We start from the raw sequence: 20,245 nt of genomic DNA on the forward strand, positions 1-20,245 counted from the left end.
GATGGACGAGCGCTGATGGACAACGAAGAAAAGCTCCGGCACTTCCTCAAGCGCGTCACCGTGGAGCTGCAGGAGACGCGCGCGAAGCTGCGGGAGGCCGAGACGGCCGACCAGGAGCCGATCGCGATCGTCGGCCTCGGCTGCCGCTTCCCGGGCGGGGCGTCGAGCCCCGAAGCGTTGTGGGACATGCTGTCCGCCGGGCGGGACGCGGTCACGGAGTTCCCCGGGGACCGCGGCTGGGACGTCGACCGGCTGCACGACCCGGACGGCGCCGCCCGCGGCACGTCCTCCGTGCGCCACGGTGGCTTCCTGCACGACGCCGGCGACTTCGACCCCGCGTTCTTCGGGATCTCGCCGCGCGAAGCGCTGGTCATGGACCCGCAGCAGCGGCTGATGCTGGAAATCTCGTGGGAGGCCGTCGAGCGCGCGGGCATCGACCCGGCGTCGCTGCGCGGCTCGGCCACCGGCGTGTTCACCGGCACGAACTTCCAGGACTACATCCACCTCGCCGCGAGCGCGGCCGAAGGCGCCGAGGACTACCTGTCCACGGCCAACGCCTCCAGCGTCCTTTCCGGCCGGGTCGCCTACGCGCTCGGCTTGGAGGGACCCGCGATCACCGTCGACACGGCGTGCTCGGCGTCGCTGGTCGCGATGCACCTGGCCGCGCACGCGCTGCGCCGCGGCGACTGCTCGCTGGCCCTGGCCGGCGGCGCGACCGTGATGGCCACCCCGACGTTGTTCATCGCCTTCAGCCGCCAGCGCGGCCTCGCCCCGGACGGCCGCTGCCGGTCGTTCGCCGAGGGCGCGGCGGGCACCGGCTGGGGTGAAGGCGCGGGCGTGCTCGTGCTGGAACGGCTGTCCGACGCCGAGCGCAACGGCCACCGGATCCTCGCCGTCCTGCGGGGCAGCGCGGTCAACCAGGACGGCGCGTCCAACGGCCTGACCGCCCCGAGCGGCCCGGCGCAGGAACGCGTCATCCGCGCCGCCCTCGCCGGCGCCGGGCTGACCCCGGCCGACGTCGACGCCGTCGAAGCGCACGGCACCGGCACCACCCTCGGCGACCCGATCGAGGCCCGCGCGCTGGCCGCCACCTACGGCCGCGACCGCGACGGCGAACCGCTGTGGCTGGGCTCGGTCAAATCGAACCTCGGCCACACCCAGGCCGCCGCCGGCGTGGCCGGCGTGCTGAAGATGGTGCTCGCGCTGCAGCACGGCGTCCTGCCGGAAACCCTGGGTGTCGACGCGCCGACGTCCGCGCTCGACTGGGACACCAGCGGGCTCGCGCTGGTCACCGGCACCCGGCCGTGGCCGGAGACCGGCCGGGTGCGCCGCGCGGGTGTTTCGTCGTTCGGGCTGAGCGGCACCAACGCGCACGTCGTCCTGGAGCAGGCGCCCGCGGTCGAGGCCGTCGCCGAGCCGTCGCCGCGGGTGCCCGGGGTGCTGAACTGGCCGGTGTCCGGCAAGAACGCGGCCGGGCTGCGGGGCCAGGCCGCGCGCCTGCTGTCCTTCCTGGATTCCGCGCCTTCGCCGGTGGATCTGGCCTACTCGCTGGGGGTTTCGCGGGCCGCGCTGCCGCACCGCGCGGTCGTGACCGGCTCCACTGTGGACGATCTGCGGGCCGGGCTCGCCGCGCTGGCGGACGGGAGCGGCTCTTCCGGCGTCGCCACCTCCGGCGCCGTCGCGTTCTTGTTCACCGGGCAGGGCGCGCAACGCGCCGGGATGGGCCTCGAACTGCGCGAAGCGTTCCCGGTGTTCGCCGAGGCGTGGGACGCCGCGTGCGCCCACCTCGATCCGGAGCTCACCGAGGTCGTGCGCTCGGGCACCGGTCTCGACGAGACGAAGCACGCGCAGGCCGCGCTGTTCGCGCTGGAGGTCGCGCTCTTCCGGCTCGCCGGGTCGTGGGGGCTGAAGCCGGACTACCTGCTCGGGCACTCCGTCGGCGAGCTGGCCGCGGCGCACGTCGCCGGCGTGTTTTCGCTGGAAGACGCCTGCGCGCTGGTCTCCGCGCGTGGCCGGCTCATGCAGGAGCTGCCGGCCGGTGGCGCGATGCTCGCCGCCGGGATTCCCGAAGCCGAGGCCCTCGAGCTGATCGCCGGAAGCGACGTTTCGCTGGCCGCGGTCAACGGGCCGGATTCCGTGGTCTTCTCCGGCGGCTCGGCGGCGATCGATGCGCTGGCGGCGTCGCTGGGGGACCGGCGGACCAAGCGGCTGCGGGTCAGCCACGCCTTCCACTCGTCGCTGATGGAGCCGATGCTCGGCGAGTTCGCCGCGGTCGCGCGCCGGATCTCCTACGGCGAGGCGACCATGCCGGTCGTGTCGAACCGCACCGGCCGCGTCGCGGCGGCGGGGGAGCTGCAGGACCCGGCGTACTGGGTGTCGCACGTGCGCGACGCCGTCCGCTTCGGCGACGGCGTGCGGTGGCTGGCCGACCGGGACGTCACCCGGTTCGTCGAGCTGGGCCCGGACGGCGTGCTGTCCGCGATGGCGAGCGGGGTGGGTGACGACGTCAAGTGTGTGCCACTGCTGCGGTCCGGGCGGCCGGAGGAGCAGTCCATCGCCTCGGCGGTCGCCGCTCTGCACATGGCGGGGGTGCCGGTCGATTGGGCCGGGTTCTACGCCGGCACGGGTGCGCGGCTGATCGACCTGCCGACGTACGCGTTCCAGCACGAGCGGTACTGGCCGGAGGCGGCCCCGCCGGGCGCGGCGGCGACCGACCCGGGCGGCCTCGGCCTGACCGCGGCCGGTCACCCGTTGCTGGGCGCGGCCACCGGCCTGGCCGACGGCGAAGGCCACCTGTTCACCGGCCGGCTCTCCGCGGCGGCGACGCCGTGGCTGGCCGACCACGTCATCATGGGCGCGATCCTGCTGCCCGGCACGGCTTTCCTGGAGCTGGCGATGCGGGCGGGCGACAGCGTCGGCTCCCCGCGCGTCGCGGAGCTGACCCTGGAAGCCCCGCTGGTCCTGCCGTCGCAGGGCGGGGTGCGGCTGCAGTTGCTGGTCGGGGCCCCGGACCACGCCGGGCGCCGGGCGTTCACCGTCCACTCGCGACTCGAGGACGAGCCCGAGGACACGGCCTGGGAGCGGCACGCGGGCGGGGTGCTCGCCCCGGGTGGTGCGGCCCCGGCGCCGGTGGAGTGGCCGCCCGCGGACGCCGAGGAGGTCGACCTCACCGGCTTTTACGACGGCCTGGCGTCGGCCGGGTTCGGCTACGGCCCGGCGTTCCGGGGTCTGGAGCGGGTCTGGCGCCGCGGCACCGAGGTGTTCGCGGAGGTGACCCGCCCGGCCGAGGCGGGCGCGACGGACGCGTACGGCCTCCACCCGGCCATCCTCGACGCGGCCCTGCACGCCCTGGGCGCGGCGGACCGCGGCGAGGACGCGGACCGGCTGCTGCCGTTCGCCTGGTCGGGCGTGACATTGCACGCGCCGGGAGCCTCGGCGCTGCGGGTCCGGATCGACGCGGCGGACCCGGTGTCGGTGGCGATCGAGGTCGCGGACGCGGCGGGTGAGCCGGTGGCCTCGGTGGAGGCGCTGGCGCTGCGCCCGGTCGCGGCGGGCACGGGCGCGGGCCGCAAGTCCCGGCACGAGTCGCTGTTCACGGTGGACTGGGTCCCGGTCCCGGCCAGCGCGGCGGCGGGTCCGGTGGACTGGCCGATCATCTGCACCGGCCGCCCGTCGGCCGAGCCCGGCGAGGCGCGGCAAGCCGGCCCCACCACGGGGCCGCGGCACGCCGACCTGGCCGCGCTCGGTGCGTCCCTGGGGGCCGCAGGCCCTTCGCACGTGGTCTACCGGCCTGCCGTTCCCGCCGGTGACACCCCCGAAGCCGTCCGCGAGACACTGCGCGAGGTCCTCCACACCGTCCAGACCTGGCTCGAAGACGACCGGTTCACCGACTCCCACCTGGTCGTCCTCGCCAGTTCCACCGACCTCACCACCGCCCCGATCTGGGGCCTCCTCGGCTCCGCCCAGGCCGAGCAACCCGGCCGCATCACGCTCGTCGACCTCGAGGACGGCTCCGACCTGCTCGGCGCCGCCGCCGCCCTCGACGAGCCGAAGGTCGTCGTCCGCGATGGACGGCTGCACGTCCCGCGGCTCGGCCGGGCCGCCGTCGCGCCCGCCGCCGAGGGCCGTTTCGACGGCACCGTCCTCATCACCGGCGGCCTCGGCGGCCTGGGCTCGCACCTCGCCCGCCACCTGGTCGCCGAGCACGGCGCCCGCCGCCTGCTGCTGCTCGGCCGTCGCGGCCCCGACACCCCGGGGGCCGCCGAGCTGATCGCCGAGCTGGGGGTCGATGCCACCGCCATCGCCTGCGACGTCACCGACCGCGAAGCCCTGAGCCGGGTCTTCGCCGAACACGACGTCACCGCTGTCGTGCACACCGCCGGCGTCCTCGCCGACGCCACCTTCGGGGCGCTCACCGGTGACCGGCTCGACGCCGTCCTGCGCCCGAAGGTCGACGCCGCCTGGCACCTCCACGAACTCGCCGAACACGCCGAAACGTTCGTCCTCTTCTCCTCCGTCGCCGGGGTCTTCGGCGCCGCCGGGCAGGGCAACTACGCCGCCGGCAACGCCTTCCTCGACGCCCTCGCCGCCCACCGGCGCGCGCACGGCCTTCCCGCCGTGAGCCTCGCCTGGGGCGCCTGGGAAACCGGCATGGCCGGCACCCTCACCGACGCCGACCGCGACCGGATGACCCGCGCCGGCACCCCGCCCCTGACCCTCGACCAGGGCCTGAGCCTGTTCGACGCCGCCCTCGGTGCCGACAGGGAGGCTCAAGCCCTGCTCGCCCCCGTCCGGCTCGACCTCGACACGCTCTCGGCCGCGCCCGAGGTGCCGCCGCTGCTGCGCCGCCTGGTCCGCGGGACCGCGCGCCGCCGGTCCCGCGCCGACTCCGGGCTCACCGCGCGGCTCGCCGGGCTCGCTCCGGCCGACCGGCAGCGCGCCCTCGTCGACCTCGTGCGCACGCACGTCGTCGGCCTGCTCGGCTACAGCTCGATCGGCCAGGTCGAACCCGGCCAGTCCTTCGCCGACCTCGGCTTCGACTCGCTGTCGGCGGTCGAGCTGCGCAACGCCGTCCAAGCCGAGACCGGGCTGCGGCTGCCCGCGACGCTCGTCTTCGACTACCCGACCGTCCTCGCCCTGGCCCGCCACCTGCACGACGAACTGGTCGGCAAGCTGGCCGACGCACCCACCCCGGTGCGGACGACCCCGGTCGAGGCCGACCCGGTCGTCATCGTGTCCATGGGCTGCCGCTACCCGGGCGGCATCACCTCACCCGACGAGCTGTGGGACTTCGTGCTCCGCGACGGCGACGGCGTCTCCCGCTTCCCGGGCGACCGCGGCTGGCCGGTCGACGCGCTCTACCACCCGGACCCCGACCACGCGGGCACCAGCTACACCCGCGAAGGCGGCTTCCTCGACGACGTCGCCGGGTTCGACCCCGGCTTCTTCGGCATCTCCCCGCGTGAGGCGCTGGCCATGGACCCGCAGCAGCGTCAGCTGCTCGAGACGTCGTGGGAAGCCCTGGAGCGCGCCGGGATCCGGCCGGAAACCCTGCGCGGCAGCCGCACCGGCGTCTACGCGGGCATCATGTACCACGACTACCTCGGCGCGAACGTCGAGTTCCCGGCCGACTCGCTCGGCTACCTCGGCACCGGCAACGCGGGCAGCGTGCTGTCCGGGCGCCTGTCGTACGTCTTCGGTCTGGAAGGGCCGTCGGTCACCGTCGACACGGCGTGCTCGTCCTCGCTGGTCGCGCTGCACATGGCCGCGACCGCCCTGCAACGCGGCGAGTGCGAGCTCGCCCTGGCCGGCGGCGTCACCGTGATGGCGACACCGGGCACGTTCATCGACTTCAGCCGCCAGCGCGGCCTCGCCGCCGACGGCCGCTGCAAGTCCTACGCCGACGCCGCCGACGGCGTCGGCTGGTCCGAAGGCGTCGGTGTCCTCGTCCTGGAACGGCTGTCGGACGCGAAGCGCAACGGTCACCCCGTGCTCGCCGTGGTCCGCGGCAGCGCGGTCAACTCCGACGGCGCGTCCAACGGCCTGACCGCGCCGAACGGCCCGTCGCAGCAGCGGGTCATCCGCCAGGCGCTCAGCGCCGCCGGTCTGTCCACCTCGGACGTCGACGTCGTCGAGGGGCACGGCACCGGCACCACGCTCGGCGACCCGATCGAAGCCCAGGCGCTGCTGGCGACCTACGGCCAGGACCGCGACGAGTTCCGGCCGCTGCTGCTCGGCTCGGTCAAGTCGAACCTCGGTCACACCCAGGCGGCCGCGGGCGTGGCCGGCGTGATCAAGTCCGTGTACGCGCTGCGCTCCGGCGTCGTGCCGAAGACCCTGCACGTCGACGCGCCGTCGTCCCACGTGGACTGGACGGCCGGCGACATCGAGCTGGTCACCGCGACCCGGCCCTGGCCGGAGACCGGGCGCCCGCGCCGGGCGGCGGTGTCGTCGTTCGGCATCAGCGGCACCAACGCCCACGTCGTGCTGGAGCAGCCCCCGGCCGCCGAGTCCGAGCCCGCGCCCGCCGAGCGGCCCGCACCGTGGTTGTTGTCCGCCCGCACGCCGGAAGCCCTGCGCGCGCAGGCGACCCGGCTGCTGTCCACAGTGGTCGGTCAGGAACCCGGCGATGTCGCGTGGTCGCTGGCCACGACCCGCACCACGTTCGAGCACCGCGCGGTGCTGACCGGTGACCCCCTGGCCGCGCTCGCTGCCCTCGCGGCGGGCACCGAAGCACCGGGTCTGGCGGTCGGCGAGGCGATCTCCGGCGCACGCACGGCGTTCCTGTTCACCGGCCAGGGCGCCCAGCGCGCCGGGGCCGGGCGCGCGCTGTACGAGCGGTTCCCGGTGTTCGCCACCGCGCTCGACGAGGTCTGTGCGCACTTCGATCCGGCCCTGCGTGCGCGGATGTTCGACCCCGAAGCGTCACTGGAGCCGACCGACGTCGCCCAGCCCGCCCTGTTCGCGATCGAAGTCGCGCTCTTCCGGCTCGTGCGCTCCTGGGGCGTCACGCCGGACCTGCTGCTCGGGCACTCGATCGGCGAGCTGGCCGCGGCGCACGTCGCCGGGGTCTTCTCCCTCGAAGACGCCTGCCGCCTGGTCGCCGCCCGCGGCCGGCTGATGGCCGCCTTGCCGGCCACCGGCGCGATGGTCGCGATCAACGCGCCGGAAGCCGCGGTCGCGGAGGCGCTCGACGGCACCGTGTCCATCGCCGCGGTCAACGGGCCAGGGTCGGTGGTCGTCTCGGGCGACGAAGACGCCGTCACGCGGATCGCCGCCGCGTTCGCCGCGGACGGGTACCGCACCCGTCGCCTCGACGTCAGCCACGCCTTCCACTCGCCGCTGATGGACCCGATGCTCGACGACTTCCGCGCGGTCGCGGAGACGATCGAGTACGCCCCCGCGGACCTGCCGGTGGTGTCGGACCTGACCGGCGCGGTCGCGGGCGAAGAACTGGCCACGGCGGACTACTGGGTCCGGCACGTCCGCGCCGCCGTCCGGTTCGCCGACGGGATCGCGACCCTGCTCGCCGACGGCGTCACGGCGTTCCTGGAGCTCGGCCCGGCTGGGGTGCTCAGCGCGCTGGCCGCGGAAACCCTGCCGCCGGAGGCGGTCGCCGTGGCGTGCCTGCGCCGCGACCGCGACGAGGGCGACTCGGTCGTCGACGCCCTCACCGCGCTGCACCTGCACGGCGTCGACGTCGCCTGGGAGTCCTATCTGGACGCTGGTCGTCCGGTCGCGCTGCCGACGTACCCGTTCCAGCACGAGCGGTTCTGGCCGCGCGTGGCGCTGCTGACCGGCGGCACCGGCCTCGACGCCGTCGCCCACCCGCTGATCGGCGGGGGCATCGAGCTGCCCGAGTCCGGCGGCTTCCTCTACACCGCACGCCTTTCCCCGGCCACGCACCCGTGGCTGGCCGGGCACCGGATCGCCGGTGCGGTGCTGCTGCCCGGCACCGGGCTGCTGGAACTCGCGGCGGCGGCCGGCGAGCAGGCGGGCTGCCCGGCCGTCGGCGAGCTGACCCTCGAAGCACCGCTGGTGCTGGCCGAGGAAACCGGCACGCACGTCCAGGTCGCTGTCGGCGCCCCGGACGAGGACGGCGCACGAGCGGTCGCGATCTACTCGCGCCGCGAGGACAGCCCCGACGAGCTGTGGCTCCGGCACGCCGGCGGCACGCTGCACCCCACCGGCGACCCCGCTGCCCCCGTGACCCGGCCGGCGGAGGCCACCGAGATCGACGTCGACGGTCTTTACGACCGCTTCGCCGACCAGGGTTTCGAGTACGGCCCGGCCTTCCGCGGCCTGACCGCGGCCTGGCGCCACGGCGAAGACGTCTACGCCGAAGTCGAGCTGCCCGAGGACGAACCCGCCGAGACGTTCGGCCTGCACCCGGCGCTGCTGGACGCGTGCTTGCACGCGGCGTCGTTCAGCTCCGCCGTGCGGCCGGGCGCCCTGCCGTTCTCGTGGGAGGGCGTCAGTGTGCACGCTTCGGGCGCGACCGCGGTGCTGGTGCGCGTGTCGCCCGCCGGGGACGACGCGGTGTCCCTGCACCTGGCCGATCTCGACGGCGAGCCGGTCGCGACGGTGCGCAGCCTGACGCTGCGGCCCCAGTCCGCGGCCCTCGCCGTCGACCGCGACTCGCTGTTCCAGCTCGACTGGACGCCGATCGCCGTCGGGGCGCCCGAAACCGGCGCGGTCGCGGTGGTCGGCGTCGACCCGTTCGGCGTGGCCGGTGTGTTCCCGGCCGCCGCCCGGCTTCCCGGCCCCCTGGAACCCGACGAGGGCGTCGTCCTGTGGCCGATCGCCGCCGACGAGAACGCCGACGTCGTCCAGGAGACGCACGAGCTGACCACGCACGTGCTGGGCTTGCTGCAGGACTGGCTGGCCGACGAGCGGTTCGCCGCCGCCCGGCTCGTGCTCGTCACCCGCGGCGCGACGACCGGCGCCGACCTGCCCGCGGCCGCCGTCTGGGGCCTGGTCCGCACCGCCCAGGTCGAGCACCCGGGCCGCATCGCGCTCGTCGACCTCGACGGCACCGAGGCGTCCCTGGCCGCGCTGCCGGCCGTGCTCGGTGCCGGGGAACCGCAGCTCACGCTGGTCGGCGGGGAACCGCGGGCCGCCCGGCTCGCCCGCGCCGACGCGCCGGGCGCGGAAAGCCCCGGCTGGAACCCGGACGGGACCGTGCTGATCACCGGCGGCACCGGCGGGCTCGGCGGGCTGCTGGCCCGGCACCTGGTCACCGAGCACGGCGCCCGGCGCCTGCTGCTGGTCAGCCGCCGCGGCCCGGCCGCCGACGGCGCGGCCGCACTGGCCGCCGACCTCACCGCGGCCGGGGCCCACGTCGACGTCCGGGCCTGCGACATCGCCGACCGCGACGCGCTGCGGGCCCTGCTCGACGACGTCCCGCCCGAGCACCCGCTGACGGCGATCGTGCAGACCGCCGGGGTGCTCGACGACGGCGTCCTCGGCTCGCTGACCCCGCAGCGGCTGGCGGCCGTGCTGCGCCCGAAGGTCGACGCAGCCTGGAACCTCCACGAGCTGACCCGCGACCTCGACCTGGCGGCGTTCGTCTCGTTCTCGTCGGTCGCCGGTACCTTCGGCGGTGCCGGCCAGGCGAACTACGCCGCCGCCAACGCGTTCCTCGACGCGCTCGCCCTCCACCGCGCGGCTGGCGGTCTTCCGGCGCAGTCGCTGGGCTGGGGCCCGTGGGCCGCGGCCACCGGCATGACCCGGACGCTCAGTGAAGCCGACTTCGCACGGATGGCCCGGCTCGGCATGCCCGTGCTGCAGCCGGAGCAGAGCATCCGGCTGTTCGACCGGGCGCTCACCACCGACCGCCCGGTGCTGCTGCCGGTCCGCCTCGACCTCCCGGTGCTCCGCACGCAGCCGGAGATCCCGCCGCTGCTGCGCGGTCTCGTGCGCGTGACCGGCCGCAAGCAGGCCGGCCGTGGTTCCGCCGGGCTGGTCCGCCGCCTCGCCGGTTTGACGCCGGAAGAGCGGGCCGAAGCGGTGCTGACACTGGTGCGCGAACAGGTCGCGCTGGTGCTCGGGCACGCCGACGCCACGGCCGTCCCGGCCACGAAGACGTTCCAGGAGCTGGGGTTCGACTCGCTCACCGCGGTCGACCTGCGCAACAAGCTGACCGCCGCCTCCGGGGTCGCGCTGCCGGCCACGACGGTCTTCGACTACCCGACCGTGACCGCGCTGGCCCGGCACCTGGCCGAGCAGCTGGGCGACGGCGACGGCGACCGCGTCGACGTCGCGCCGGTGACGGCCGCGGTGGCCGACGAGCCGATCGCCATCGTCGCGATGAGCTGCCGCTACCCGGGCGGCGTCACCACGCCCGAACAGCTGTGGTCGCTGGTCACCGGCGGCACCGACGCGATCACCGAGTTCCCGGCCGACCGCGGCTGGGACGTCGACGCGCTCTACGACCCCGACCCGGATCACCCGGGCACCTCCTACACCCGCCACGGCGGCTTCCTGCACGACGCCGCCGAGTTCGACGCCGCGTTCTTCGGGATGAGCCCGCGTGAGGCCGTCGCCACCGACACCCAGCAGCGGCTGCTGCTGGAGGTCTCGTGGGAGGCGTTCGAGCGGGCCGGGATCGACCCGCGCAGCCTGCGCGGCAGCCGGACCGGCGTGTTCGCCGGCGTGATGTACAACGACTACAACAGCCTCGTCGCGGGCGCGGACCTGGAGGCCTACCAGGGCAACGGCAGCGCGGGCAGCGTCGCTTCCGGGCGCGTCGCGTATGTGCTCGGACTGGAGGGCCCGGCGGTCACGGTGGACACGGCGTGCTCGTCGTCGCTGGTGGCGTTGCACTGGGCGGCCCAGGCGCTGCGCTCGGGGGAGTGTTCCCTGGCGCTGGCCGGTGGCGTCACGGTGATGTCGACGCCGGGCACGTTCGTCGGGTTCTCGCGCCAGCGCGGGCTTTCCGCCGACGGCCGCTGCAAGTCCTTTTCGGACGACGCGGACGGCGTCGGCTGGTCCGAGGGCGCCGGAATGCTCCTGCTGGAGCGGGTTTCCGACGCCAAGCGCAACGGGCACCCGATCCTGGCCGTCGTCCGCGGCTCAGCGGTCAACTCCGACGGCGCGTCCAATGGCTTGACCGCGCCGAACGGCCCGTCGCAGCAACGCGTCATCCGGCAGGCCCTCTCGGTCGCCGGCCTGTCCACTTCGGACGTCGACGTCGTCGAAGGGCACGGCACCGGAACGACGCTCGGTGACCCGATCGAGGCGCAGGCGCTGCTGGCGACCTACGGCCAAGAGCGCGAGACGCCGCTGCTGCTGGGTTCGGTGAAGTCGAACATCGGGCACACCCAGGCCGCCGCCGGCGTCGCCGGGGTGATCAAGGTGGTCACCGCGTTGCAGCACGGTGTCGTCCCGCGGTCGCTGCACGCCGGTGCGGTGTCTTCGCACGTCGACTGGGCGGCCGGGGACGTCGAGGTCGTCACCGAGAACCGGCCGTGGCCGGAGACCGGCCGCGTGCGCCGCGCCGCGGTGTCGTCGTTCGGCATCAGCGGCACCAACGCCCACACGATCATCGAACAGGCCCCGGAGCCGGTGCTCGCGGAAGCGCCGCCGGACGCCGGGGTCGTCCCGTGGCCGCTGTCGGCCACGACGGAACCGGCCCTGCGCGAGCAGGCCGCGCGGCTGGCCGGGTACGACGTCAACCGCGTCGATGCGGGGTACACCCTCGCCACCGGCCGGACCGCGTTCGACCACCGCGCCGTGGTCTTGTCGGAGCACCGCGCCGAGCTGTCGGCGGCCCTGCACGCCCTCGCCGCCGGCGAACCGCACCCGGCCGTCGTCACCGGGCGGATCGCCGAATCGGCGAAGCTCGCTGCGCTGTTCGCCGGTCAAGGCGCCCAGCGGCTGGGCATGGGCCGCCGGCTCTACGCGCGGTACCCCGTCTTCGCGCAGGCCTGGGACGCCGTCGCCGAGCAGCTGCCCGGCGAGTGGGCGGGCATCGTGTGGGGCGAGAACGCCCGCCGGCTCGCCGGCACGGCCGCGGCGCAACCCGCGCTGTTCGCGCTGGAAGTCGCGCTGTACCGGCTCTTCGAGTCGTGGGGCGTGCGGCCGGACTACCTGCTCGGGCACTCGGTCGGGGAGATCGCGGCCGCGCACGTCGCCGGGGTCCTGTCCCTGGCGGACGCGGGCACGCTGGTGCGGGCGCGCGCCGAGCTGATGGGTGCGCTGCCGGCCGGGGGCGCGATGGTGTCCGTGCGGGCCACCGAGGAGGAGGTCCGGCCGCTGCTGGGCGACGACGTCGCCATCGCGGCGGTCAACGGCCCGGACGCCGTGGTGCTCGCCGGGGCCGAAGAGGCCGTGCTCGCGGTCGCTTCCCGGTTCGAGAAGACCAAGCGGCTGACCGTGTCGCACGCGTTCCACTCGCCGTTGATGGACCCGATGCTCGCGCAGTTCCGTGCGATCGCCGAAGGACTGACGTACTCGCCGCCGCGGATCCCGGTGGTTTCGACCGTGACCGGGACGCTCGTCACGGACTTCTCCGCCGAGCACTGGGTGGACAACGTCCGCCGGACGGTCCGCTTCGCCGACGGCGTGACGACGTTGCAGGAGCACGGTGTGCGCGTGTTCGCCGAGTTCGGCCCGGACGGGGTCCTCTCCGCCATGACGGCCGGAACCCTCGCCGACGCGATCACGGTTCCGCTGCTGCGCAAGGAAACTCCCGAGCCACGGGCCGCGTTGACCGGGCTCGCCGGCCTGCACGTGGTGGGTGCCCGGGTCGACTGGCCCGCCGTGCTGCCGGGCGGGCGGCGGACCGGCCTGCCGACGTACGCGTTCCAGCGCGAGCGGTTCTGGCCCCGGGGCGGCGCGACCCCGCGCGGCGACGCGACAGCCGCGGGCCTGGGGGTCGGCGGGCACCCGATGGTCGGGGCCGTGGTGCGCCCGGCCGGGTCGGGTGAGGTGCTGCTGACCAGCCGCCTTTCGGTGGCGGGGCATCCGTGGCTGCGCGGCCACGTCGTCGGGGGCGCGGTGGTGCTGCCCGGGACGGTGTTCGCGGAGCTGGCGCTGCGGGCCGGGGACGAAGCCGGGACGCCGTGCCTGGACGAGCTGACCTTGGAGGCGCCGCTGGTGCTGCCCGAACGGGGTGGGGTCCAGCTGCAGCTGCGGGTATCCGCGCCGCGCGAGGACGGGCGCCGGACGTTGACGGTCCACTCGCGTCCCGAGGACGGCGACGACCTCACGTGGGTCCGGCACGCGACCGGGGTGCTCGGTCCGCAGCGGACCCCGGTGTCCGGTTTCCCCTGGCCGCCCGCCGCGGCGCCGGTAGAGCTGGCGGGACACTACGAGCGCCTGGCCGGCGCGGGGCTGTCCTACGACGGCACGTTCCGCGGCTTGACGGCGGCGTGGCAGTCGGGCGACGAGGTGTTCGCCGAGGTGGTCCTGCCCACCGGCGACGCGGGGGAGGCGGGCGCGTTCGGCCTGCACCCGGCACTGTTCGACGCGTGCCTGCACGCGATCGGCCTGCTCGGCGGCGAGGCGGGACTGCCGTTCGCGTGGGAGGGCGTGCAGTTGCACGCCACCGGCGCGGCTTCCGTCCGGGTCCGGATTTCCCGGGCCGGAGCGGGGGTTTCCCTGGCGATCGCGGACTCGTCGGGTGCGCTGGTGGCCGAGGTGGCGACACTGAGGTTGCGGCAGCCGACGGAGGTCGGGCCGGGCGCGGTGGGCCAGGAGAACCTGTACCGGCTCACGTGGACCCCGCTGGTTGTGGAGGCGGAGGAGCTCACTGACGTCGGAGTCCTTGGATCGAGTGAACTGCTCCCCAACGCCGCAACCTTCACCGATCTCGAAGCCGCCGCCGTCGCCGCACCCGGCCTCGTCGTCCTTCCCCTCCTCGACCCGCCCGGCGACGACCCCGCGGCCGCCGCCCTCGACGTCACCACCCGCGTCCTGGACCTGCTCCAGCGCTGGCTCGCCGAGGACCGTCTCCGCGAGACCCGCCTGGCCGTCCTCACCCGCGGCGCCACCGAAGGCAACCCGGTCGCCGCTGCGGTGTGGGGCCTGATCCGCTCCGCCCAAGCCGAACACCCCGGCCGGATCACGCTCGTCGACCTCGACGACACCGGCACCCAGCTAGGAGCCGCCCTCGCCGCCGACGAACCGCAAGTCGCCGTCAAGAACGGGCGCGTGCACGGCGGCCGCCTCGCCCGGGTCGTGGTCCAGGGACGAGCGACCTTCGGCGACCCCGACGGCACCGTCCTCATCACCGGCGGCACCGGCGGCCTCGGCGCGGTCTTCGCCCGCCACCTCGCCGCCGAGCACGGGATGCGGCGCCTCCTGCTGGTCAGCCGCAGCGGGGGAGACCCCGCCGAGGTCGCCACCCTCGTCGCCGAACTCGCCGCGCACGGCACCGAAGCCACCGCCGCCGCCTGCGACGTCGCCGACCGGGCCGCCCTCAAGGCCCTTCTCGACGGACTCGAGCGCCCCTTGACCGCCGTCGTGCACAGCGCGGGCGTCCTCGACGACGGCGTTCTCGGCTCCCAGACCCCGGACAGCCTCGAACGCGTCCTCACGCCGAAGGTCACCGGCGCCTGGAACCTCCACGAACTGACCCACGACCTGCGGTCGTTCGTCGTCTTCTCCTCGGTCGCCGGCACCGTCGGCACCGCCGGCCAGGCCAACTACGCGGCCGCCAACGCCTTCCTCGACGCACTGGCGAGGCTTCGCCAAGCCAACGGCCTGCCCGCCACCTCGCTGGCCTGGGGTCCGTGGGCGACCGGCTCCGGCATGACCAGCGCCCTGACCGAAGCCGACCTCGCGCGCATGGCCCGCGCCGGCACCCCCGCCATCCCCGCCGAGCTCGGCACCGCGCTGTTCGACGCCGCCCTCGCCGCGGAGGTCCCGGACGTCGCACCGGTCCGGCTCGACCTGCCGGTGCTGCGGGCCATGGGTGCCGTCCCGCCGGTGTTGCGCGGCCTCATCCGCGTCCCGCTCAAGCGGTCCGTGGCGGGCGCCGACGCGGCCGTCGGGCTCGTCCAGCGGCTCGGCGCGCTCGACGCCGCCGGGCGCACCCGGGCCGTCCGTGACCTGGTGATCACCCAGGTCGCGCAGGTACTCGGGCACGCCGACGGCGCCGGCGTCGACGCCGGCCAGACCTTCCAGCAGCTCGGCTTCGACTCCCTGACGGCCCTCGAACTGCGCAACCGGCTCGACGGCGCGACCGGCGTCCGGCTCGGCGCCACCGCCGTCTTCGACTACCCGACCGTCGCCGCGCTGGGCGAGCACCTCCTGGACGCCCTGCTCGGGTCCGGCGCTGTCGCCGACGAAACGCCGACGCCCGCCGCGGTCGCCGGTGATCCCATCGTCATCGTCGGGATGAGCTGCCGGTTCCCGGGCGGCGTCTCCTCGCCCGAAGACCTGTGGCAGCTGCTCACCGAGGAACGCGACGCCATCACCGCGTTCCCGGCCAACCGCGGCTGGGACATCGCCTCGCTCTACCACCCGGACCCGGACCACCCGGGCACGACGTACACCCGCGAAGGCGGCTTCCTGCACGACGCCGGCGAATTCGACCCCGAGTTCTTCGGCATGAACCCGCGCGAAGCCCTCGCCACCGACGCCCAGCAGCGCCTGCTCCTGGAAACCGGCTGGGAAGCCGTCGAACGCGCCGGGATCGACCCGGCCGGCCTGCGCGGCAGCCGCACCGGCGTGTTCGTCGGCGTGATGTACAACGACTACGGCCTCACCCTCAACCACCTCGCCGACACCGACGGCTACCAGAGCAACGGCAGCTCGCCGAGCGTCGCCTCGGGCCGCGTCGCCTACACCTTCGGCTTCGAAGGTCCGGCGCTGACCGTCGACACGGCGTGCTCGTCGTCGCTGGTCACCCTGCACCTGGCCGCGCAGGCCCTGCGCAGCGGCGAATGCGAGCTGGCCCTGGCCGGCGGGGTGACCGTGATGGCCACCCCCGGCACGTTCGTCGGGTTCAGCCGCCAGCGCGGGCTCGCCACGGACGGGCGCTGCAAGGCGTTTTCCGACGACGCCGACGGCCTGGGCTTCGCCGAAGGCGCCGGCATGCTGGTGCTGGAGCGGCAGTCCGACGCGATCCGCAACGGCCACGAGATCCTCGCGGTGGTCCGCGGCTCCGCCGTCAACTCCGACGGCGCTTCCAACGGCCTGACCGCCCCGAACGGCCCGTCGCAGCAACGCGTGATCCGCCAGGCCCTTGCCGCCGCGGGGCTGTCCACCAAGGACATCGACGCGGTCGAGGCGCACGGCACGGGCACGGCGCTGGGCGACCCGATCGAGGCGCAGGCCCTCATCGCCACCTACGGCCGGGACCGGGAAAACCCGCTCCCGATCGGCTCGGTCAAGTCCAACATCGGGCACACCCAGGCCGCGGCGGGCGTCGCCGGGATCATCAAGATGGTTCTCGCGATGCGGCACGGCGTCCTCCCGCGGTCGCTGCACGCCGGCACCCGGTCGTCCCACGTGGACTGGGACGACAGCGGCGTCGAGGTGCTCGCGCAGGCCCGGCCGTGGCCGGAGACCGGGCGCGTGCGCCGCGCGGCGGTGTCGTCCTTCGGCATCAGCGGCACCAACGCGCACGCCGTCCTCGAAGCCGGCCCGGCGCCGGTGCCCGCGCCGGAACCGGGGCGGCCGCCGTCGATCGTGCCGTGGGTGCTCTCCGGCCGGACGGCCGGCGCCCTGCGCGGTCAGGCCGGGCGCTTGCTGGCGCACTTGACCGACCAGGACGTCTCCGCAGTCGGCCGGGCCCTGTCCGGCCGGACGGTGTTCGCACACCGGGCCGTCCTCGTCGGCGAGGACCGGGCCGGGCTCACCGCCGCGCTCACGGCGGTGGCGGCGGGCGAGGCCGCACCGGACGTCGTCACCGGGCGGACGTTCGGCACGCGCACCCCGGCGTTCGTCTTCCCGGGCCAGGGGTCCCAGTGGGCCGGCATGGCCAAGGACCTCCTGGCCGCGTCGCCGGTGTTCGCCGCGACGATGGCCGAGTGCGCGGCCGCGCTGGCGGAGTTCGCCGACTGGTCCCTGCTCGACGTCCTCGACGACGCCGAAGCCCTCGAAGAGGTCGACATCGTCCAGCCGGCGCTGTGGGCGGTGATGGTGTCGCTGGCGGCGCTGTGGCGCGAATTCGGCGTCGAACCCGCCGCGGTCGCCGGGCACTCGCAAGGGGAGATCGCCGCCGCCTGCGTCGCGGGTGGACTGTCCCTTCAGGACGGTGCGCGCGTGGTCGTCCTGCGCAGCCGCCTGATCCGGCAGAAGCTGGCCCGCACCGGCGTCATGCTGTCGGTGGTGGCCCCGGCCGGCGAAGTCCGCGCGCTCGCGGGCGACGACGTCTCGATCGCCGCGATCAACGGGCCCAAGCTGGTCACCGTCTCCGCTGACGAAACCGCGATGGCGAAGCTGGAGAAGCGCCTTTCGGCCGCCGGCATGATGCGCTGGCGCCTGGCCGGGGTGAACTTCGCCGCGCACTCGCCGCAGGTCGAACTGCTGGAGGACGACCTGCTGGAGCTCCTCGCGCCGGTGACCCCGCGCAGCTCGAGCGTGCCGTTCTACTCGTCGGTGACCGGCGGGCTGCTCGACACCGCGGAGCTGGACGCCCGGTACTGGTACCGGAACCTGCGCCAGACCGTGCTGTTCGGCGAAGCGGCCGACGCGATGGTGGCCGGCGGCGCGAGCGCGTTCATCGAGCCCAGCCCGAACCCGGTGCTGAAGATGGCCCTCGAACAGACCATGGACCGCACCGGGGAACCGCTGGTGTTCCAGGAAACCCTGCACACCGGCGAGGGTGACTGGCGCCGGATGGTGACCGCGGTCGCCGGGGCACACGCCCAAGGCGTCACGATCGACTGGAGCGCCTTCTACGAGCGCGCCGGCGTCACCGCGCGGGTGCCGCTGCCGACGTACGCCTTCCAGCGCAAGAACTACTGGCCGGAACCAGCACCGCCCACCGCGGTCGAAGCGGGCGAGAGCGCGGCCGACGCCCGGCTGTGGGGCATGGTCGCGGCGACCGACGGCGAAGTACTGGCCTCGGCGCTCGACGTCGACCGGACCGCGCTGGACGCGGTGCTGCCCGCGCTGACGTCGTGGCGGGAGAAACTGCGCACCGAAGCCGCCGTCGACCGCTGGTGGTACCGCATCGACTGGACCCCGCTGAAGCCGCCGGCGGGCAGTGTCGAGCCGGGCCGCTGGCTGGCCGTCGTGCCCGAAGCCGGCGACGGCTGGAGCGCCCGGGTACTCGGTGCGCTGCCCGGCGACGTCACCGTCCTCACGGTGGCCGACCCCGACCCGGCCGCCCTCGCCGCCCGGATCGGGGAGCTGCCGGGGCCGTTCGACGGCGTCGTCTCGCTGCTCGCGCTCGGCACGCGGCCGATCGACGCGGCACCGACCGCGCCCCCTGGGGTCGTGCTCACCGCGGTGCTGGTCCAGGCGCTGGCCCGGGCCGGAGTCGAAGCCAAGCTGTGGTGCCTGACCCGCGAAGCGCTCGCGGTCGAGGACCGGCCCGCGGCCGCGGACACCGTCGGCCAGGCCGCGGTCTGGGGCTTCGGCCGCACCGTCGCCCTGGAACGCGCGGCGGCCTGGGGTGGGCTGGTCGACCTGCCCGCCGACCCCGGCGAGACCGCCCTGCGGCACCTGCCGCACGTACTGCGCGGCCTCGACGGCGAAGACCAGGTCGCGCTGCGCGACGGCCGCTTGCTGGGCCGCCGGCTGCGGCGCACCACGGCGGCCGAGACCCCCACGGTCACCCCGGCGCTGGCCGGACCCGGCACGGTGCTGATCACCGGCGGCACGGGCGCGCTCGGCGTCGAGACGGCCCGCTGGCTCGCCGACGCCGGTGTCCGGCGGCTCGTGCTGACCAGCCGCCGCGGTCCCGACGCGCCGGGGGCGACCGAGCTGGTCGAGGAGCTGACCGGACGCGGCGCCGAGGTGTCGGTCGTGGCGTGCGATGTCTCCGACCGCGACCAGCTGGCCGCGGTGCTGGCGGCCATCCCCGAGGAGAACCCGCTGCGCGGCGTCGTCCACGCCGCGGGGGTGGCCCAGGACGGCGCCGACGTCGTGGCGCTGAACCTGGACGAGGTCGAAGGCGTCCTGAAGGCCAAAGTGGCCGGCGCCCGGCACCTCGACGAGCTCGTCGGCGACCGTGAGCTGGACTTCTTCGTGCTGTACTCGTCGGTGTCCGGCATGCTCGGCAGCGGCAAGCTCGGCGCGTACGCGGCGGCGAACGCCTACCTCAACGCCCTGGCCGAGGACCGCGAACGCCGCGGCCTGCCCGGCGTCTCGATCGGCTGGGGCGTGTGGGGCGAAGCCGGCATGGCGTTGCAGGGCGACATGCTCGAGCACATGCAACGCCACGGCCTGGTGCCGCTGGTGCCGGGAGAGGCGATGGTCGCGTTCGGCCGCGCGCTCGGCGTCCGCGGCTCGGTGCTGGCGGCGGACTTCGACTGGAACCGTTTCGCGCAGACGTTCACGCTGCCGCGCGAGAGCGCCCTGCTGAGCGAGCTGCCGGAGGTCCGTCAGGCCCTTTCGGCGGCGGGCTCGGAGCGCGACGCGGTGGTGGCCGAGGCGACGCTGCACGAGGAGCTGGCCGGGCTGGAGCCGGCGGAGCGGCGCGACGCGCTGCTGCAGCTGGTCCGCACGGTGGCGGCGGAGCTGCTGGGTTACGGCGAGCCGGGCGACATCGAGCCGGCCCAGGCGTTCCGCGACATGGGCGTGGACTCCCTGGCGGCGGTGGAGGTGCGCAACGTCCTGGGCGAGCGCACCGGCCTGCGGCTGCCGTCGACGCTGGTGTTCGACCACCCGACGTCCCAGGCGGTGGCGGCCCACCTGCACCGGGAGCTGTTCGGTGATGAGGCCGAGGTGCCGGCGTCGGCGGAGGAGGCCCACGTCCGGAAGTTCCTGGCTTCGGTCTCGTTCGACCAGCTGCGCTCGCTGGGCCTGATGGACCTGCTGGCCGAGGCGGCCGACCGGGCCGACCGGCCGGAGGAGGACGCCCCCGAGGACTCCGACGGCGACGTGGGCGACATGGACGCCGACGACCTGGTCCGCTTCGTCCTCGGTGGCGACGAGGACTGATCCCCGGCGACCGGAGGCGGCACCTTCCCGGGAAGGTGCCGCCTTCGTCGCGTCCGGGGGCGGGTCAAGTCTGGGGGTTTCCGGGCTGGGCGTGCGGTTGACTCCCCGGCAAGTGGACGTTCGCTCGGCGCCGGTCCGTGAGGAACGCCGTCGCGGTGGCGTCACCCGGGTAAGACCACACTCA

At 75.1% G+C, this 20,245-nt stretch carries 1 protein-coding gene; it reads left to right on the forward strand.

The annotated features are described in order from the left end of the window. The first annotated feature begins 15 nt into the window (after positions 1-15). Positions 16-20,061 (forward strand): type I polyketide synthase, encoded by a 20,046-nt coding sequence (locus AB0M80_RS25780; protein WP_364569840.1) that lies wholly within the window; start codon positions 16-18, stop codon positions 20,059-20,061. Positions 20,062-20,245 lie beyond the last annotated feature (184 nt).

The sequence above is a fragment of the Amycolatopsis sp. NPDC051045 genome, from assembly GCF_040682955.1.
GTDB lineage: Bacteria > Actinomycetota > Actinomycetes > Mycobacteriales > Pseudonocardiaceae > Amycolatopsis.

What these genes read in the sequence shown, in the direction of transcription:
- AB0M80_RS25780 (WP_364569840.1), top strand. Translation starts at nt 16, where the DNA reads ATGGACAACGAAGAAAAGCTCCGGCACTTCCTCAAGCGCGTCACCGTG.